The 18,110-nt window shown below is 42.1% G+C and carries 16 protein-coding genes; 13 read left to right on the forward strand and 3 right to left on the reverse strand.

Annotated features, from left to right (window positions below):
• The first annotated feature begins 77 nt into the window (after positions 1-77).
• From J2S74_RS19835 to J2S74_RS19870, 8 genes are all read left to right on the forward strand, one after another.
• A complete protein-coding gene (locus tag J2S74_RS19835; protein WP_307329110.1) occupies positions 78-1,013 on the forward strand; it encodes a carbohydrate ABC transporter permease in 936 nt (311 codons plus the stop codon).
• An 18-nt stretch (positions 1,014-1,031) separates the two neighbouring features.
• Positions 1,032-2,006: a carbohydrate ABC transporter permease gene (locus J2S74_RS19840; RefSeq protein WP_307329112.1), complete on the forward strand. Its 975-nt coding sequence runs from the start codon at positions 1,032-1,034 to the stop codon at positions 2,004-2,006.
• Positions 2,007-3,608: a beta-N-acetylhexosaminidase gene (gene nagZ, locus J2S74_RS19845; RefSeq protein ID WP_307329115.1), complete on the forward strand. Its 1,602-nt coding sequence runs from the start codon at positions 2,007-2,009 to the stop codon at positions 3,606-3,608. It begins immediately after the preceding gene.
• Positions 3,609-3,759: 151 nt separating this feature from the next.
• The gene (locus J2S74_RS19850) at positions 3,760-4,656 is read left to right on the forward strand and encodes a MurR/RpiR family transcriptional regulator (protein ID WP_307329117.1); all 897 of its coding nucleotides are present in this window, start codon (positions 3,760-3,762) and stop codon (positions 4,654-4,656) included.
• Positions 4,649-5,830 carry an anhydro-N-acetylmuramic acid kinase gene (locus tag J2S74_RS19855; RefSeq protein ID WP_307329120.1) on the forward strand — a complete coding sequence of 394 codons (1,182 nt, stop codon included), beginning with the start codon at positions 4,649-4,651 and terminating at the stop codon, positions 5,828-5,830. Before J2S74_RS19850 ends, J2S74_RS19855 begins: the two co-directional genes overlap by 8 nt.
• Before the next feature lie 300 nt (positions 5,831-6,130).
• Positions 6,131-6,343 carry a DnaJ-like cysteine-rich domain-containing protein gene (locus tag J2S74_RS19860; protein ID WP_307329122.1) on the forward strand — a complete coding sequence of 71 codons (213 nt, stop codon included), beginning with the start codon at positions 6,131-6,133 and terminating at the stop codon, positions 6,341-6,343.
• 389 nt (positions 6,344-6,732) lie between these two features.
• On the forward strand, positions 6,733-7,638 hold the full coding sequence (locus J2S74_RS19865; RefSeq protein WP_370876044.1) for a carbohydrate ABC transporter permease: 906 nt from the start codon (positions 6,733-6,735) through the stop codon (positions 7,636-7,638).
• Positions 7,638-8,465 carry a carbohydrate ABC transporter permease gene (locus J2S74_RS19870; RefSeq protein WP_307329125.1) on the forward strand — a complete coding sequence of 276 codons (828 nt, stop codon included), beginning with the start codon at positions 7,638-7,640 and terminating at the stop codon, positions 8,463-8,465. The genes J2S74_RS19865 and J2S74_RS19870 overlap by 1 nt, the downstream gene beginning before the upstream one ends.
• 59 nt (positions 8,466-8,524) lie before the next feature.
• On the opposite strand, the gene J2S74_RS19875 is transcribed toward J2S74_RS19870, so the two are convergent.
• Positions 8,525-8,857: a hypothetical protein gene (locus J2S74_RS19875; protein WP_307329127.1), complete on the reverse strand. Its 333-nt coding sequence runs from the start codon at positions 8,855-8,857 to the stop codon at positions 8,525-8,527.
• 111 nt (positions 8,858-8,968) lie between these two features.
• Here J2S74_RS19875 and J2S74_RS19880 point away from each other — a divergent pair, with 111 nt between their 5' ends.
• The 3 genes from J2S74_RS19880 to J2S74_RS19890 all read left to right on the forward strand — a co-directional run bounded on the left by J2S74_RS19880 (position 8,969) and on the right by J2S74_RS19890 (position 13,722).
• The gene (locus tag J2S74_RS19880) at positions 8,969-10,279 is read left to right on the forward strand and encodes an ABC transporter substrate-binding protein (protein ID WP_307329130.1); all 1,311 of its coding nucleotides are present in this window, start codon (positions 8,969-8,971) and stop codon (positions 10,277-10,279) included.
• 118 nt (positions 10,280-10,397) lie between these two features.
• Positions 10,398-12,179, forward strand: a complete 1,782-nt coding sequence (locus tag J2S74_RS19885; protein WP_307329133.1) for a sensor histidine kinase — start codon at positions 10,398-10,400, stop codon at positions 12,177-12,179.
• Positions 12,160-13,722 carry a response regulator transcription factor gene (locus J2S74_RS19890; RefSeq protein ID WP_307329135.1) on the forward strand — a complete coding sequence of 521 codons (1,563 nt, stop codon included), beginning with the start codon at positions 12,160-12,162 and terminating at the stop codon, positions 13,720-13,722. Before J2S74_RS19885 ends, J2S74_RS19890 begins: the two co-directional genes overlap by 20 nt.
• A gap of 151 nt (positions 13,723-13,873) precedes the next feature.
• Here J2S74_RS19890 and J2S74_RS19895 read toward each other — a convergent pair whose 3' ends face one another.
• Together J2S74_RS19895 and J2S74_RS19900 are read right to left on the reverse strand one after the other, a co-directional pair.
• On the reverse strand, positions 13,874-14,473 hold the full coding sequence (locus J2S74_RS19895; RefSeq protein WP_307329136.1) for a hypothetical protein: 600 nt from the start codon (positions 14,471-14,473) through the stop codon (positions 13,874-13,876).
• Between the two features lie 76 nt (positions 14,474-14,549).
• On the reverse strand, positions 14,550-15,110 hold the full coding sequence (locus J2S74_RS19900; protein ID WP_307329139.1) for an NUDIX hydrolase: 561 nt from the start codon (positions 15,108-15,110) through the stop codon (positions 14,550-14,552).
• A gap of 507 nt (positions 15,111-15,617) precedes the next feature.
• Between J2S74_RS19900 and J2S74_RS19905 the strand changes: the two genes are divergently transcribed.
• Together J2S74_RS19905 and J2S74_RS19910 are read left to right on the forward strand one after the other, a co-directional pair.
• Complete coding sequence (locus tag J2S74_RS19905) at positions 15,618-16,112, forward strand: VanZ family protein (protein ID WP_307329142.1); 495 nt, start codon at positions 15,618-15,620, stop codon at positions 16,110-16,112.
• Between the two features lie 111 nt (positions 16,113-16,223).
• Entirely contained in the window at positions 16,224-17,984 is a 1,761-nt protein-coding gene (locus J2S74_RS19910) for an FAD-dependent oxidoreductase (protein WP_307329144.1), read from the forward strand.
• The last annotated feature ends 126 nt before the right edge of the window (positions 17,985-18,110 follow it).

Genomic DNA, 18,110 nt, shown 5'->3' on the forward strand with positions numbered 1-18,110 from the left:
CAACAATCAAACAGTCTTTAAATATATCTTCCTCAATAAAAAGTATGTGATGTGTTTATGTGTAAGGAGGAGTTAGGATGGCTGCACAGCAGAACTCAAACACAGTAAATAATACTGGAGAAAAAATTATAATACCGAAGAAAACTGTATGGATGAGGATGAAAGAGAATAAGGTTGCTTATCTATTCCTTTTGCCAAAGCTCATCTTCTTTACTGTTTTCATGTTAATACCAATACTATGGGCGTTTGTTATATCCTTCCAAGATCGAGGGGTATTTGACGTAGATTACGTGGGCTTTAAGCATTATTTCGAAGCATTTCAAAGCCCGATATTCAGAGCAGCACTGTGGAATACCTTACTTTATACGATTGTAACAGTACCTGCATTTATCATAACTGCATTAATTATTGCATCCTTCATTTATCCATTAGGTCAAGTTTCACAAGCATTCTTCCGTTCTGCATTTTATTTACCAACAGTAACCTCCATGGTAATTATTGCAATGGTTTGGCGTTGGATGTATAACTATCGTTTTGGATTATTTAACTACATCATAGGTTTCTTTGGATTTGAACCGGTCAACTGGCTGGGACAAACATCGACAGCTTTACCGTCTTTAATGATCATGGCGATACTTATACCGCCAGGTGCCGGAATTATCATTTATTTAGCGGCAATGAACAACATTAATCCATCCCTTTATGAAGCAGCAGATATTGATGGGGCGAATGCCTTCCAGAAGTGGATAAGAATCACCATTCCACTCTTAAAACCAACAACATTATATTTAGTTATTTTAAGTACGATTGGGTCATTCCAAGTATTTACTCAAATCATTATGATGACCGGCGGGGGACCGGGTTATTCCACGGAAACGCTGGTGCATGTTATTTATAAAACAGCCTTCAGGGACTTTAACTTTGGACTGGCATCTGCCCAATCCGTTATCTTATTCTTTATCATCATGGGATTTGCAATTGTTCAATTTAAATCCTTGCGAACAGAGAAATAAAGGAAGTTGGTGAGTTTTATGAAACAAAATTCAGTGTTAAGTAAAGTGAAAAAACCTATTATATACACGCTTTTACTTTCGTTTGCAATTGTGTCTTTGCTTCCTCTTTACTGGGTTTTTGTGACGGCTTTCCAACTTCCGAGTTATCAAAATGAAGAAATGGACCGTCCAGTTTCCTATGTGGAATCGAATCCGCCAGTTTTATATCCTAAGGGGATTCCAGAATATATCTCCCAGTGGCAAAAGAAGCGTGAAGCAGAACGAATGGGGGATTACGAACAAGCGGAAGTACATGCTAGTTTAATGACGGAAGTCCGTCAGAAGACCTTTGGTTCCTTTACAAGACTATTTGAACGAACAGACATTATGCGCTGGTTATTTAACAGCTTATATATCGCCCTTTTGACAACGGCATTAATTGTTCTTTTTGACACGATGGCAGGCTATGTCCTAGCGAAAAAAGATTTTCCAGGCAAGTGGATCATCTTTTGGGTCATTATCTCTACGATGATGATACCGGAGCAAGTGACCCTCGTGCCAACCTTTATTATCATTCAAAACTTAAACTTATTTGATAACCACTTAGCCCTAATTTTTCCAGGGTTAGCGTTGGCCTTTGGTGTGTTTTTAATGAGGCAGTTCCTATTGTCTATACCAGATGAATTGTTGGAAGCAGCCAAAATTGATGGGGCCTCAGAGTGGAAGATATTTAGATCTATTGTGCTCCCATTAGCTGCACCAGCCATGGCTGTTTTAGGGATCTTTACATTTGTACAAATGTGGAACTCCTTCCTATGGCCGATTATCGTCATTAACAGCACGGAGCTTATGACATTACCTGCAGGTTTAAAAACATTGCAGGATGCTAACTTAGCGGATTTCAAGCTATTAATGACAGGGGCAACCATTGCTGCCGTACCAATGATTATTTTCTTCCTTATCTTCCAACGCTACATTATTAAAGGCTTAACACTAGGCGGGGTGAAAGAATAAATGGATACACAAAAACTACGAAAAGAAATTGGACAAATGATGGTATTTGGCTTTAAAGGGGATCACCCAGCAAATATCTCAAAGGAAATGGAAGAGCTTATAGTAAACCATCACGTCGGGGGTATTATTCTCTTTGGCCGAAACATCGGTACCCCTGAAGAGATTTTAACGTTAACAACGAAGCTCCAAAAGCTAGCAAAGGAGTCGGGGCACGAAAAGCCCCTTCTCATTTGCATCGACCAGGAAAATGGTGTGGTAAGACGATTAGGAGAGGGGACTACTGTTTTTCCCGGAGCAATGTTACTAGGGGCAACTAGAAATCCGGAGAATGCCTATGTAACAGGTGTCGCAACAGGAAAAGAATTGAAGGCATTGGGGATTAATTGGAATTTAGCTCCCATTGTGGACGTAAATAATAATCCAGAAAACCCGGTAATCGGCGTTCGTTCCTTTGGTGAAAACCCAGATATGGTAGCTCAGTTCGGAAAAGCTTCTATGAAGGGGATGCAAGAGGCTGGAATCATAACGGCGTTGAAGCATTTCCCAGGACATGGGGATACAAATGTAGACTCCCATTTAGCCCTCCCCACTATTAAGCATTCCATGGAAAGATTAGAAGAGGTGGAATTAGTTCCTTTTAGGGCATGTATCGAAGAGGGAGCAGACGTGGTCATGACATCTCATGTGTATTTTCCCGCTATTGAAGAGCGAGAAGGAGTACCGGCTACCCTCTCCCATGGGGTCATTACAGGCCTATTGCGGGAAAAACTAGGTTACGATGGCGTTATTACGACAGATTGTATGGAAATGAACGCCATTGCCGATACAGTAGGAACCGCTAATGGTGCCGTCGAGGCAGTGAAAGCAGGTGTGGATTTAGTGATGATCTCTCACATGCCGAACCTGCAGCACGACGCCATTGAGGCTATTGTTCAAGCTGTTGAAGGGGGAGGTTTAGATGAACAGAGGGTCCATGAGTCTGCACAGAGAATTAATAAACTAAAGGATCGTTATCTATCCTGGGACGACCTAGATTTAGATCAAATTAGCGTTCCAGAGCTGGTAGGATGTGAAGAACATAGAAAAGAAGCCTTAGATATAATTGCTCAAGGAATAACAATCGTAGAAAATAACGGGAATACCCTCCCTTTATCAAGCACTTCGGATCATCGGGTCCTTGTTGTCTATCCGGAGAATACCTATTTAACCATGGCAGAAGATAAGCGCTACTCCTCCCACGCATTAGGGCAGGTTGTACAGGAAATTCACCCTGAAGCAGAACTAGGCCTATTAAAAGAAGATCCAGAAGTTCTCTCTAGAATACTAGAGAAAGGAAAATCTTTTGATACAATAATAGTAGGCACCATATCAGCAAGTGGATCCAAATGGCAGCAGTCCTTTATTCAGGACCTCACCCAGTTAGGAAAAAAACTAGTAGTCGTTGCCATGAGAAGTCCGTATGACAGCATGCACTTACCAAAATTAGACGCCTACGTTTGCAGCTATGAATTCACAACACCAGCACTGCGCGTAGCAGCACAAGCCATCTACGGAAAAAAACAAGTCACAGGAAAACTACCAGTCACCATTAGAAATAAATAACAAGATTATTGTTTTTGATAAGATAAGGAGGCTGAAGCGTTGCCCGCGGATAGCGAGTATCCTGAAGCGGAAATCAACATCAAAGTTTAACTACGCTTATTTTTAAAGTAGTAAAATATAAACAATAAACAATAGGAAAGAAGGGAAGGCCATGTCACCTACATCTGGAGCTTTAATGATATTATCAGAAATGCTTTCAAAACTCCCACCATCGGAGCGGAAAATTGCAGAATTTATTATAAAAAATCCTAATGAGACCATTTCTCTTACGGCAGCTAAGCTTGGGGAACAAAGCAATACGAGCAGTGCTGCTGTCATTCGGCTATGTAAATCCCTGGGATTTAAAGGTTTTCAACAATTAAAGCTACGTATAGCAGGAGATCTGCAGAAAAATGGTGGGGAAGGATATAGTGACATTCAGCCAGGGGAATCCCAATCAGAAGTTCTCACGAAGATGACGAATAATAGTATTCAAACCCTGAAGGAGACAATGGAAATTATTGATCAGGAAGAGCTTTCAAAGGCGGTAGACGCTATTGTTGAGGGGGAAAATCTCCACTTCTTTGGTGTAGGTGCTTCCAACATTATTGCACAAGATGCCCAATTAAAGTTTTCACGTATTAATAAGAGAGCAACAGCCAATTCCGATTTTCATTTAGCAGCAATGCAGGTAGCTAACGTATCGGAAAAGGATGTTGTATTCGGCATCTCCTTTTCCGGTAATACGTACGAAGTAGAACGCATATTAGCGCTCGCGAACAGCAAAGGGGCTACAACGGTCAGTATTTCCAAATTTGGGCCTTCTCCTGTTGCAGAAGCTGCTGACATATCTTTATATACATCGATTTCTAAGGAAGCAACCTTTAGAAGTGGTGCCACTTCCTCCAGGCTAGCCCAGCTCCACGTTATTGATATTCTATTTATTTGTGTAGCGAATAAATCCTACAATGAAGTGATGACACACCTAAGTGAAACACGTGAAGCAGTAAAGTTTATTCAAGGAAAAAGACACAAGTCTTCGAGAAGAGGGGAACGGATCGATGACTAAGCTTCATTTACCTCTGGAAAAAGAAAGTGTATTAGCCGTTGGTCTTATGTCAGGAACCTCTGTAGATGGTATTGATGCGGCTCTAGTGAAAATTAACGGTTCCGGATTTGAAACGGAAGTGGAGTTAATCCATTTTGAAACAGTGAATTATGATAATGCCTTGAAGGAAAGAATCTTTAAAGTTTGTGAACCGAAGACCTCTTCTGTGGATGAGGTTTGTAGGTTGAATGTGGTTTTAGGAGAAAAAATGGCTGAAGCTGCCATTAAGGTGGTGACAGAAGCTGGTTTATCTTTGGGGGATGTTGACTTTGTTAGCTCTCACGGACAAACCATTTATCATCTCCCAGATGAGGCTGCCACCCTTCAAATTGGAGAACTGGCTGTTATTGCAAAGAAGACAGGCTGTGTCACAGTAGGAGATTTCCGCCCAAGTGATATGGCCGTAGGTGGCCAAGGTGCGCCCCTCGTTCCCTTTGTAGATATGGTTTTGTTCACTAGTGCTAAAAAAGGACGAGTTCTCGTAAATATTGGTGGAATGGGTAACTTAACGGTTTTACCTAAAGGCTTGGAGCAAGGAGCCGATATTCTAGCCTTTGATACGGGCCCCGGAAATGTACTTATCGATGAAGTAGTCAGGTTAGGCACCAATGGAGCGAAGGCTTTCGACAACGGGGGTGAGCTGGCTGAAGCAGGTGAAATAAAAGAAAAGTGGTTAGCTGAGATGGTGAACGGAGACAGCTACTTAACCCAGCCATTCCCTAAGAGCACAGGTCGTGAATATTACAACAAAGGAATGGCAGAAAAACTGTGGAAGGAAGGCCAGGATAAGGGGTATTCCTTTGAAGATATTATTGCAACCGTAACCGCATATACGGTACGGTCGATTTCGTATACGATTGTGGAGCAGCTGGACCCTCACTTTAATGGCGAACTAGACGAAGTTCTCATTGGCGGAGGCGGAGTCCATAACCGTTTTCTCATGGAGCGGTTAGAAAAGGAATTGGGAAGACCCGTCATGTCCATGGAAGAGGTGGGCTTCTCAAGCGATGCTAAAGAAGCCATTGCATTTGCCATCCTAGGAAATGAATTCTTACGCCAGCAACCCAACAACGTCCCATCAGCAACCGGCGCTTCCAAACTCGTTTCCATGGGAAAACTAGTTTTACCCATTTAATGTTTGGAGGTTAATTTTGAAGGGGGAGGAAAGTGACCGAAACAGGGGTTACTATTGAATTTGGGTAACAAGAAGGCTGATTAAGTTACCGAAATGGAAGCAGAAAATGGATTTAGGTAACAATCTTATCGATTAAAAACTCCGCTTATATTAGCTTAAAAGATAGACATTTTACCCATAAAAAGAGCACCAACCATACGTTGTAAGAATATTATGAATTAACCGATCTAACAATGTTTTTGTATAAATATCCTCATTTTTCCACATACTACAAAAAAAGATTGAATGAGGTGGGTTAAAATGGGTCTATTAAATGCTCTGGCAGAGTGGAATAACCAAAGATATGAAAAGCGGTTAGCTCAGATGGAAGAGAAGGGATTATGCCCTGATTGCCATGGCCACGGTTACCATATGTTTGCGAGCGAGTACTTCTACATGTCCTCACACCAAGAGTGCCCAGGATGTGACGGCAGTGGAGCTTTCGACGACTGGAATAACTTACGGAATAAATAAATGGAAACACACACTTTTCTTTGCGCTCTTAATTGAGTGTATTTGGAAGTGTGTGTTTTTTTTTTGTGTGCGATGACGGATAGGGGTGAATAAAAAGAGCGCGAAGAGTCATCGGGAAAGGCATGGGATCGCGACAAGTTGGAAACGAAAAGGAAAACGAGTAATGAATCCCACACCATAAAAAAATAAAGGTCACAATTGTGCACCTTTTTAGTCAATACCGTTTCTATTCAACCCAGGGATACTTCTTTATAATCAATAAAGAAAGCGGTTACAAAACACAAGGTGGTGAGGACGAATTGAACACAAACACAAACACAAGCACAACTACAACTAAAACTACACCCGTAGGGGAAGGGCAACTGTCCCCCCACCCGCAACCAACGCCTATTACGAAATTAAGATCAGTTTCCAAACGTAGAGCGAAATTAAACAAAATCCTAACCTATGCGGCGTTTGTTGGACCGGCGTTATTGTTTTTTGTTGTCATTCAAATCATTCCTTTTTTCATGGGAATCTATTATTCTTTTACCTCCTGGAATGGGGTTAGCTCCACAGTGGAGTGGGTGGGCTTCGAAAACTTTAAGCGCATATTCACCAATGATGAGCGCTTCTTTAACTCCTTTCTATTTACAACAAAATTCATGTTTGCGGCCGTTATCATCAGTAACTTTATTGGATTTTCTTTAGCATTAATCCTCAACGCCGCATTAAAAACGAAGAACATTCTTAGAACGGTATTTTTCGTCCCTAATGTTATTGGGGGATTACTACTTGGATTCATCTGGCAATTTATTTTTGTAAGGGGATTTGCAGCGGTTGGGGACCTCACCAATATCGGGTTTTTCCAGCTTCCTTGGCTTGGTGATGCAACGACAGCCTTTTGGGGAATCGTTATTGTTTTCGCGTGGCAAATCAGCGGGTATATGATGGTCATTTACATAGCGGCATTACAGGGAGTAGATAATTCCTTGTTGGAAGCAGCAAAAATTGATGGGGCAACGGCATTCCAAACGTTGAAAAATATAATTATACCGCTAATTTTACCGGCGTTCACCATTTGCTTTTTCCTAACGATCGCCATGGCCTTTAAAATCTTCGACCTAAATCTATCATTAACGGGCGGTGGGCCATTTAACTCCACTCAGTCGGTGGCCATCAACATTTATCAAGAGGCGTTCACCAACAATAACTATGGAGTTGGCTCCGCGAAAGCGATTATCTTCTTTGTCATCGTAGCCATCTTCACAACAGCGCAAGTAATGTTTACGAAAAAACGGGAGGTGGAGGCGTAATGGGCAGCCGATATACGAAGAAAACCTTCGCCTTAGAAATAGTTGCTATTTTATTAGCTATCTTATTCATGGTTCCCTTTTATTTCGTCATCGTGAATTCTTTGAAAAGCTTTTCCGAGATTCTTGTTGATGCAGCAGCATTACCAAGTGAACTACTCTTTTCTAACTATGTGAAGGTTTGGGATATTCTCAATTTCCCAAGACCATTCATCAACTCCCTGATCATTACGGTGTTCAGTAATATTGGGATTGTCATCATCAGTTCCATGGCAGCGTGGAAGATGGTGAGAACGCCAGGCAATTTCAGCAAAATTCTATTTATCTTCTTTGTATCCGCGATGGTGATACCTTTCCAAACGGTGATGATTCCGTTAGTAAAGCTTGGTGGAATGTTAGGAATCATGAACAGTATTCCAGGAATTATCATTATGTACTTTGGCTTCGGGGTACCGCTTTCCTTGTTCCTGTACCACGGATTTGTGAAAACGGTCCCGGTGGAAGTGGAGGAATCAGCTAGAATTGACGGCTGTTCGCCATTCGGTGTGTTCTGGAGAATTGTGTTCCCATTGTTAAAACCGATTACAGTTACAGTAGTTATTCTCAACACATTATGGATTTGGAATGACTATCTACTTCCATTACTAGTTTTACAGGATGCATCCTTAAGGACAATCCCGCTAGCAACAAGCTCCTTCTTTGCCCAATACACGAAGCAGTGGGATATGGGGTTAGCAGCACTCGTAATGGGTATCACGCCGATAATCATCTTCTTCCTATTTTTACAAAAACACATCATTAAAGGAATCGCATCAGGATCTATCAAATAAGACAACTGAAATTTGCACCATGGAGTATGAGAATGTTTTAATCATGTCTCTCGAATCCGTTACAGGCGGACGCTTTCCACGGGCAATGCTTCAGCCTTCACGTCGCCGTCCACTTCTCCGAGAGTGCAAACGGCAACATGGATTATGAAAAGTACCGGCAATGGCTCCGCTCGCCGCGCGGTATCTATGAGAAGAGCGCTCATAGATACCTTTGTAAAGATTACGGCGGCTTCGCTCATTGCTTCGGTGGCACAAAAGATAAAGTGCGATCTTTTGTGCCACCTATTTTCAGGATAGACCTCCATGGAAATGATAATTCCCACCATGGAAAATGAAAATTTTAGTCTGCTTGGAATGAGCGAAGGTCCGTAGCGAATGACAACCAGATTCATATGTTTTCACGGTAGTTACAAAATAACTTGTTATCCACTTTTGCCAGCAAATTCCTGCTTGCAAATCTAAATAAAAAGTGTCTTAATCACTAAGAGGAGGTCAATTATCAAATGAAACGTTTATCTATTATGCTTCTTTCTTTGTTGTTCATTGTAGGGCTTTTATCAGGGTGTTCGTCCGGGGACTCAGAAACGAACACTGGAAACGAAGGTGGCAGTGGCGATTCTAACAATGGTGGAAGTGAAGGGCAGCAACAAGAAGAAGTGACCCTTAATTTCTTCCAATTTAAAGTGGAAATCGCCGATGATTTAGGGGAAATGTTAAAGGAATTCGAAGCTGAATACCCTCATATTAAAGTGAACTTGGAAACAGTTGGGGGAGGGGCGGATTACGGTGCGGCATTGAGAGCCAAGTTTGCATCCGGAGAAAGACCTGACATTTTTAACAACGGTGGATTCAATGAGTTGGAGCTTTGGAAAGAGCATTTAGCGGACCTTTCTGACGAGCCTTGGGTAGACCATTTACTTGAAATAGGGAAAGTACCGATGACAGATGAGGAGGGCACCCTGTACGGAATGCCAGTAAACCTAGAAGGCTATGGATTCATTTATAATAAAGATTTATTTGAAGAAGCAGGTATCACAGAGGCACCAACGAATTATTCGGAATTACTTGCGGCTGCGGAAAAATTAGAAGCGGCAGGCATTACAGCGTTCTCTGCAGGTTATGCGGAATGGTGGGTAATCGGGCAGCATTTATTAAACATTGCCTTTGCACAGCAAGATGATCCAGTTGCCTTTATTGAAGGCCTTAACGAAGGAACAGAATCTATCTTAGGAAACCCACGATTTGAAGAATTCCAACGTCTGATTGATTTAGAGATTAACTTCGGAAACGCAAATCCGTTAACGACAGATTACAATACACAAGTAACACAATTTGCTACAGGCCAAACGGCAATGTTACAACAAGGTAATTGGACGGAGAATATGATTTATGAAATCAATCCAGACATCAACATGGCATTTTTACCTATTGCACTAAATGACGATCCTGGTGCTAACCGTATCCCTGTTGGGGTACCAAACAACTACGTCCTTTATAAGAACTCACCGCATCTAGAAGAAGCGAAGCTTTTACTAGATTGGATGGTATCCTCTGAAACTGGTAAGCGCTATATGACAGAGGTATTTGCTTTCATTCCGGCATTTGACAACATTGAGCCTTCTGGGTTAGGAGCCCTTGGGGAGTCTATCTTAGAATACTCTGTTCAAGATAAGACGATTCCATGGACTTGGTTCCGTTGGCCAGACGGTGCGAACCAAGATTTTGCAGCAGCCATTCAAGAATATGCCGCCGGCCAAATCAGCTATGATGAGCTATTAGAGAAGTTCCAGGCCACTTGGGATAACCTCAAGTAAGTAGGTATAGGGGAAAACAGGTGCCTGCCTTCTATAAAATTTCATGAAAGCATGTCTATACGTAGGCATGCTTTCTATATATACTCAAGTATATAAAAAGATATTGGGGGGCGCCCAATTGTTTAATAAGATCAAGAAAAGCATTCGCAACAAACTAATCATTCTCCTATTATTAATTACAATCATTCCTTTTGGAACGTCCATTGTCGTCACGTTTCTCTATACGAAGGAGTCCCTCAAGGACCAATCCGTTCAAGAAAACGTAAACCTTCTCTATCACGGGAAAATCAATATGGAAACATACTTAAAAGAATTAAATCACCTCATTTTAACGAACTACAATAATTCAGAATATATGCAATTTCTTAAAAAAGCCAACCGGTCCGACGATCATTTATCTATGCGGCCAGTGAACCAAGTGTTGCATTCGATTTTGTATGGAGACGCCAGTGTTTCAAAGGTATCCATGTCCATCGTTGGAAATAATCGACTCGTGACCATTTCACGGCAATCCTCCATCATTTATTCAGAACAGGTAGCGGACACAGACACAGATTATTACAACACGGCGACGAACAGTTTCAGTAATCTGTATATTGAAACCATTCCCTATTCGGACCGTTTTAATTTGCACCGAGCCTTCAAGAACGTTCCCTCGGATGAGGTACTCGCCTATTTTTCGCTGGAAATAAGGCCGGATAAAGTACAAGAATTAAGCAACTATCTGTATAACGGCGCCACAGAGGAGTTTTATATCATTACCCCGGAAGGTCAGTTCATATATAGCTCCAGGAATGGTGCTCCTGAGGAGGAAGACTGGCCACGGGAACTGTTAGGGTCTGGGACTGACAGTGGTACGATGGAATGGCAGGATTCGTCGTTCCATGGGGTGATTGTTTATGATTCTGTTGCCCCTACTGCGGGTGGCTGGATGTTAGTGAAAAGGATTCCCTTCACTACTCTTTATGAGAGTGCTTATGATGTGGCTATTATCAACATTATTTACGGTGTGGTTGGACTGTTATTAGTGATTTTTGCGACACTCCTTGTATCGGTACGAATCACCACACCCATTCGAGAGCTTCTCGATAATATTAAAAAAGTGGAGCAAGGGAATATGGAAGTCAAGTTTCAGTCCCTAGGAAATGATGAAATTGGCATCCTTGGCCAACGGTTCAAGATGATGATTGATCGAATCAACCACCATATTAATAGGGAGTACAAGCTGGAAATAGAGAATAAAACCAATCAATTGAAGGTGCTCTATTCCCAGATCAATCCCCACTTTCTATACAATACGCTGCAATCCATTGGGACGATGGCCCTGAAGAAGGATGTTCCGGAAATCTATGGATCGCTCAATGATCTTTCCCAGATTATGAGATACTGCATGAATACGGAAGAGGATACGGTCCCGTTGGTGAAGGAAATCAATTATACGAAGGCCTATATGCTCTTGCAGAAGCAGCGTTTCGGTGATGAACTAGAGTATACGTTAAAAATCGATGAGGATACGCTCCACATTCATGTGCCGAAAATGATTTTGCAACCAATGATAGAAAACTATTTTAAACATGGTTTTGATAGGAGAGAATCTATTGGAATAATTAAACTAGAATGCAGAAAAGAAGAAGACTTTTTAACGATACATGTGACCGACAATGGCACTGGTGTCAGTGAAGAAAAGCTTCATAAGTTGAAGAAAAAACTAATTGACGGTGGTGTACGAAGGGCTAATGGCGAACAAATCGGACTGAAGAATGTGTACGAACGGTTACGACTCTACTATTCTGGTAAAGCCGAATTTGAGTTTGGGAATCTTCGTGAAAGGGGCTTTCGCGTGTCCATGAAACTTCCCGTAGAAATGGAGGGGATAAATCATGAAGGCAATGATTATTGATGATGAGCAACACGTTAGGGATGGCCTAAAGCTATTGGGTGATTGGGAAAAATATGGAATTACCTCTTTGTATGAAGCGGCCGATGGTCAGGAAGCGATGCAGTTGATTCGGGAGTACGAGCCGGAAATCATCTTCACGGATATGCGTATGCCAAGATGTGACGGGATTGATCTATTAAAATGGATCCATAACTCCGAGATCCATGCCAAAACTATAGTGGTAAGCGGGTATGATGATTTCAAATATACAAAAAACGCCATCACCTACGGCAGTTTCGACTACCTGTTAAAGCCCATTAATCCTGTGGAATTGAATGAAACCTTGGAGCGTGTGGTGGCGAAATGGAAGGAAGAGAATAGGGAGCGCGTAAACCAAGTGGAAACGGATCAACTCATTTGGGATCATCTCCTTTCCGATGTGTTACATGAGCAAACCCTTCCTCCTCGGGTCATGGAGCAAATAAGGGCGGCCTTTTCCCCGGATATTTCCTTTAATGAGTACACGATTGCCATTATCCCAGTGAAGAAGGCCATTGGGAAAAAAATTGCTGGGGATGGTGGCAAAGGTTTTTCCTCCCTATTGACCATGTTAAATAAAACGTTGTCCCATTGGAATTGTGGCGTGGCCTTTCGAAATATTACGAATGAAGATGAAATGGTGATTCTATTTTGGAAGAACATGAAGGAGATGCTACCGGAGCTTCATTGCAAACTAAAAAAGACTACGGGACTCCATTGTATATTCGTTTGTGGTAACCCATCGGACAGTCTCCAGGAAGCGTATCAATCGGCAAGAAGGTGTTTGAATCGTAAGAATTTGTTGTGTACCGAATCTGAAGGCTTTCAGCTGGAAGAGGTAATTAATGAAGGCAGACATTCTGTGGAGCTTGTACACCTTTTTGATTACTCGGAGGAAATAAAGTGGGCCATCCAGAGCAACAGTGTAAAGAATGTAGACGAGATTTTGGAGAGTATTTTCAAGGTTTTCCGCGAAAAACAATGGTTTAGCATGGAGCAACTGGAGCTTTGGGAGTCGCAATTCGAGATTCTCAAGGAGCATTGGCTAAAGGAGTACAACATTCCAAGGAATTCACCGTTGTGGAAGACAGGGAGCTATTGGGATGAGCAAGGTAATTTTTCTTTAACGGATTTTTTCCAGGAAAAAACAAAGGAATTCCACGAACTATTCGAAAGCGTTGTAAACGGCCAATATCAAAAGGAGAAAAATAGTGTGCAAATGATCGAGGAGTATATTCGGGCCAATTACCAGAAGGACATTAAGCTCCAAGACATTGCCGATCAATTTTTCCTAAGCAGGGAGTATATTTCGAGAAAGTTCAAACAGGAATATAACGAAACTATCACCGATTATCTAACTAGAATCAGGGTGGAAAAGGCGAAGGAGCTATTGAAGAATCCCTATTTAAAGGTATATGAAATTGCTAGTGTAGTAGGGTACCAAAATGACAAGTATTTCATTAAAGTTTTCAAGAAGGTAGAAGGGGTAACCCCCGCGGAGCTTAGGTCTGGAGTGGCAAAATGATAGAAAGGATAGTTCCAAATGATGGAGGAACTATCCTTATTTCTTTATGATCTAGCACCAAGGAAATCGGATCGTGAAAAGTTTGGAATAGAATAGGGACCAAAATGTCGCGAAAGCCATTCCACTGGCGACCACCAGACAGTATCTTCTTCTAAAACACCATAGATATGAACGTATTCAACAGTTCACTTTTCGTTTCCTCATACTTATTTCGAAAGGTCTCCGCTTTCGTTAATGAATGGCCGTTTGCAGCTAACTCCGACTCCAGCTCCGCATATTTCGTATAAAACCGCTCGTCGATTTGAGCTTCAATGTCTCGTGCTGTTCCATAGTAGGTTCGGTAGAAATACCATAGGGAGATGCCCTCATCATTAGCTGCTTTTTCCTGATAGTCAGCGATGGCTTCATCCACTAAGTCCCTAATGAGTGCGATGGCTTCTTCCTGCAGGTTGCTAAATTTTTCCTCATATTCGTCTTTAATTTGTGAGGCACTTGCAACTACAGCTTCTCCATCGCTGGTCATATCTTGAAAGTCATCGAAAGACTTCAAGCCCTCCAACAACGGCGTCCATTCAGAATCAAGCACATCCCCTTCAACTATAACGTCACTAACAGCTGCCTCATTTCCTTCAAAAGAAAGCTCCTTTTCCATTTGTTCCTTAAGGTTACCCCTATCCACAAATTGGCCCCCGATCACAGCGGTCAACCCTAGAACCACCATAACGGCAGATAAGACAATTCCGATTTTCACACGAAAAACCCCCTGCTATATTAAATATGATTACCTCACTCATCCTTACCAATTTTCCCAGGGGGTATTCCCTCAATTAGTCCAGAGGTTCTGCAGCACCTTTGTCCACGATCAACAAATACTTCAAGATAGCAGCCAATCCGCCGCCGTGCTTGAACTCTCCTGAACTAACTAAGTCTAGCACCTGTTGCCAATCCATCAAATGAACGTCGATTTCTTCGCTGGACTCCAAATGTTTTTCCGACTTTTTTTCAGCATCCATAGCGGTAAAGAGGTGGATGGTTTCCGATGTAGATCCAGGTGATGGGTGGAATTCCCCCAACGATATCCAACGGCCAGCTTCATAACCCGTTTCTTCCAGTAACTCTCGTTTGGCTGCCTCCCCTGGATCCTCCCCTTCCTCGATCATTCCCGATGGCAGCTGCCACTCCCATGTTTTCACCGCATGGCGGTATTCCTTTAATAGGACAACCTCCAACTCAGGCGTCAACGCCAGCACGCATATCCCGTGGTGGAAGTTGATGTAGGAGAAGGTAATCTCCTCCTCGTTCGGAAGCTCGATTTGCTCCTTTGTAATGTTAAACCGGTGGACATTAATTTCCTCTGATTGAAGCACCTTCCACGGACTAGATGTCATGTTTATTCTCCTCTCTTTTGGAAGACTGTTTTCTTAAATGATATTGCTTTTTTTAAAAAAGCTCTGTTAAAGGATAATGTTGAATTTTTTAACATAGTTGTTTGAAGAGTAAGATACGAGACTCCTGCGGGAAAAGCAACGGCTGAAGACCCCGCAGGGACGAGGGGGCTGAAGCGTTGCCCGCGGAAAGGGAGTATCTGAAGCGAAAATCAACATCAAAATTTAACAGAGCCTTAAAAAAAGCTTGATGAAGCGAAAGGCGGCGACTCCAGCGACAAGAGAGGATTCACGAAATAGCTACGAGTTGTCTTGACGCATAAAAACTTTCCTAAGGCTTTGACACTTCAGTGCGGTTCGAACACCGAAGTGTCAATACTTCCCTAAAGCTTTGACACTTCAAACGGATTACAACAACCAACTGTCAATACTTACTTCTTTTGATGAAGATCAGGGCTAAAGTATAGTAAAATAGTACGTAGCTTGAAAAAAAGAAAAGGGGCAATAAAATTGTTTACGAAAGAAAAAAGACGGTTACTTATTCACTATATATTACCATTCGCAGCATGGGTCGGATTAATACACTATTCTTCTTCCCAATCGTATGAGGACCAAAATGTTCAGCCAATCCTTCAAGGGCTCCCACTCGATTGGGTAGAGTCATTATTTTGGTGGGTCTCTTTTCAATACGGCGATTCCGTGGTGAGCTTACAAACACGATCCCCAGAGGCATTCATCGAATTTTTTATCCGAAAAGGGGCTCATTTATTTGTCTTTGCTGTATTAGGGATATTAGCCTACAGACTCCTTAATCAATTCCTAAAAAAGCGAGCACACTGTGCCATCTACGCTTGGCTTTTCGTCACCATTTACGCAGGTATTGATGAATTCCGCCAAATGCTTCATCCAAACCGTTCTGGAATGGTGGAAGACGTCATCCTGGATTCCATTGGTGGAGTCATCGGAATTTCCCTTTGGGTGTTTTGGAAATCAAGAAGGACATAAGGAAGCAACTCAAATCGCCCCTTGAGTTGCTTTTTAAATTGTCAAATTATTTCCACATAAGTAATTGTAATAATTGGAAGGATAATAGGAGTTTAGGAGGTGCGGAAAACGATGAAAAAATTACTTTACCTGATTCTTCTTTCGTTATCTTTCTTTATTACCATGCAAGGGACATTCGCTGAGGATTATGATTACGATGTGATTGTGGTTGGGGGGGAGCCGGAGGGGGTGGCTGCGGCTGTTTCGGCAGCGCGTAATGGGGCCAAGACCTTATTAATAGAGGAACGGAAAAACCTTGGTGGGCTCTTTACGTATGGTCATTTAAACTACTTAGATCTTAGTATGGACCAACACAAACAGTGGATCAATCAAGGGATATTTAAAGAGTGGCACGATAAAATCGGAGCACCTATAGCCTTCGATGTGAAAGAGGCCGAACAGGCTTTTTCCGAGATGGTGGAAGGGGAAGCTAATCTCACTCTTCTGATGGAAACGACCGTGAAGAAGGCTGTAAAATCTGGGTCTGCGTTAGAGGCTATCAAAGTGAAAACGCCGAGTGGTGAAAGGACCTATACTGCTAAAAGGTTCATTGATTCCACTGCTGATGCGGATCTTGCTGCCCTTGCCGGTGTACCCTATTACCTTGGACAGGAGGACATAGGGAAAAGGGGGCAGTTCATGTCCGCTACTATTGTCATGTTATTTGAAAATGTAGACTGGGACAGAGTAACGAAGGCGGCTCAACTTGGAGTGTTAGAAGGAGCGGAGCAATATAAGAACGTTATCTGGGGATTTTCTGGAACAATTAGACAGTATAAGCCAGTGGAAGAGAAGACTCGACTGCGGGGGTTAAACATATCCAGGCAGAAGGATGGCTTGGTGGCTATCAATGCATTACAAATTTTTGGTGTGGATCCCTTTGACGAAAAGTCCATTGAAGTGGGGCTAGAGCGAGGAAAACGGGAAACATACCATATATTAGAATTTTTACAGCGTGAGTTACCTGGTTTTGAAAAAGCAACGATTGCAGCATTTCCCGAGGAATTGTACATTAGGGAATCGAGACATATAAAGGCGGAGTATCAGCTGTCCATCGTGGATGTTTGGGAGAATCGGGACCAGTGGGATGCTATTGCACTAGGTTCCTACCCAGTAGATGTACAAGCTAGTAATAAAGGGGAAGGGGAATTAGTTGTGGTAAATCCCGTTCAATATGCCATTCCTTTTCGTAGTATTGTTCCACTGGAGGTGGATCGATTACTAGTGGCCAGTAAAGCAAGTGGATATTCCTCCCTTGCTGCGGGAAGTGCTCGAGTAGTACCGACTGGCGTATCTGTTGCAGAGGCGGCAGGGACAGCGGCAGCCCTCTCCATTGAAAAAAACGAGGAATTCCGTGATTTGTCAAAAAATAAGAAATTTATCGAAGAACTACAAACGGTATTAAAGGATCAGGGAGCTCTCCTCTATCCTTTTGATCTTTCTTACCCATATGAAGGGGAATGGTTTTATCCCGCACTAAGGGAGTTAATGGTCCTTGGGGTCGTGGAAGCAAGCTACGACAATGACTTTAACCCGGATAAGCAAATGAGTGTCAATGAATTTACAAAACTTATTGCAGACTCTTTGTCTAGATCGAATCAAAAAGAGTACGATAAGTTTGCCAAAAGAGTTCATGAGGAAGTCAGAGATTCCAAATACGATAAGAAGGTCACCAAAAGGAAAGCAGAAAAGCTGATTAGTTCAATACCTAAAGTGGGAGATAAATGGAACGAAATTTTCAAAAATGAGGAGTACGAGGTTCATTTTTCTCAAAGTCCTTATATCACAAAGGCAGAAGGGTACTACATCATTGCTACGCTTTTAAATAAATGAAAGTAGAGGCCATCAGGAGTCAGGTTAGTCTGGCTCTTGATGGCTTTTAAATTCCAATTAAATAAGTTTTTTTTAACAAACAATTTCCAAAATTAGTTATAATAAAACCAATGAATTCAAGTCGGA

Source organism: Evansella vedderi (assembly GCF_030813435.1).
Classification (GTDB): domain Bacteria; phylum Bacillota; class Bacilli; order Bacillales; family Salisediminibacteriaceae; genus Evansella; species Evansella vedderi.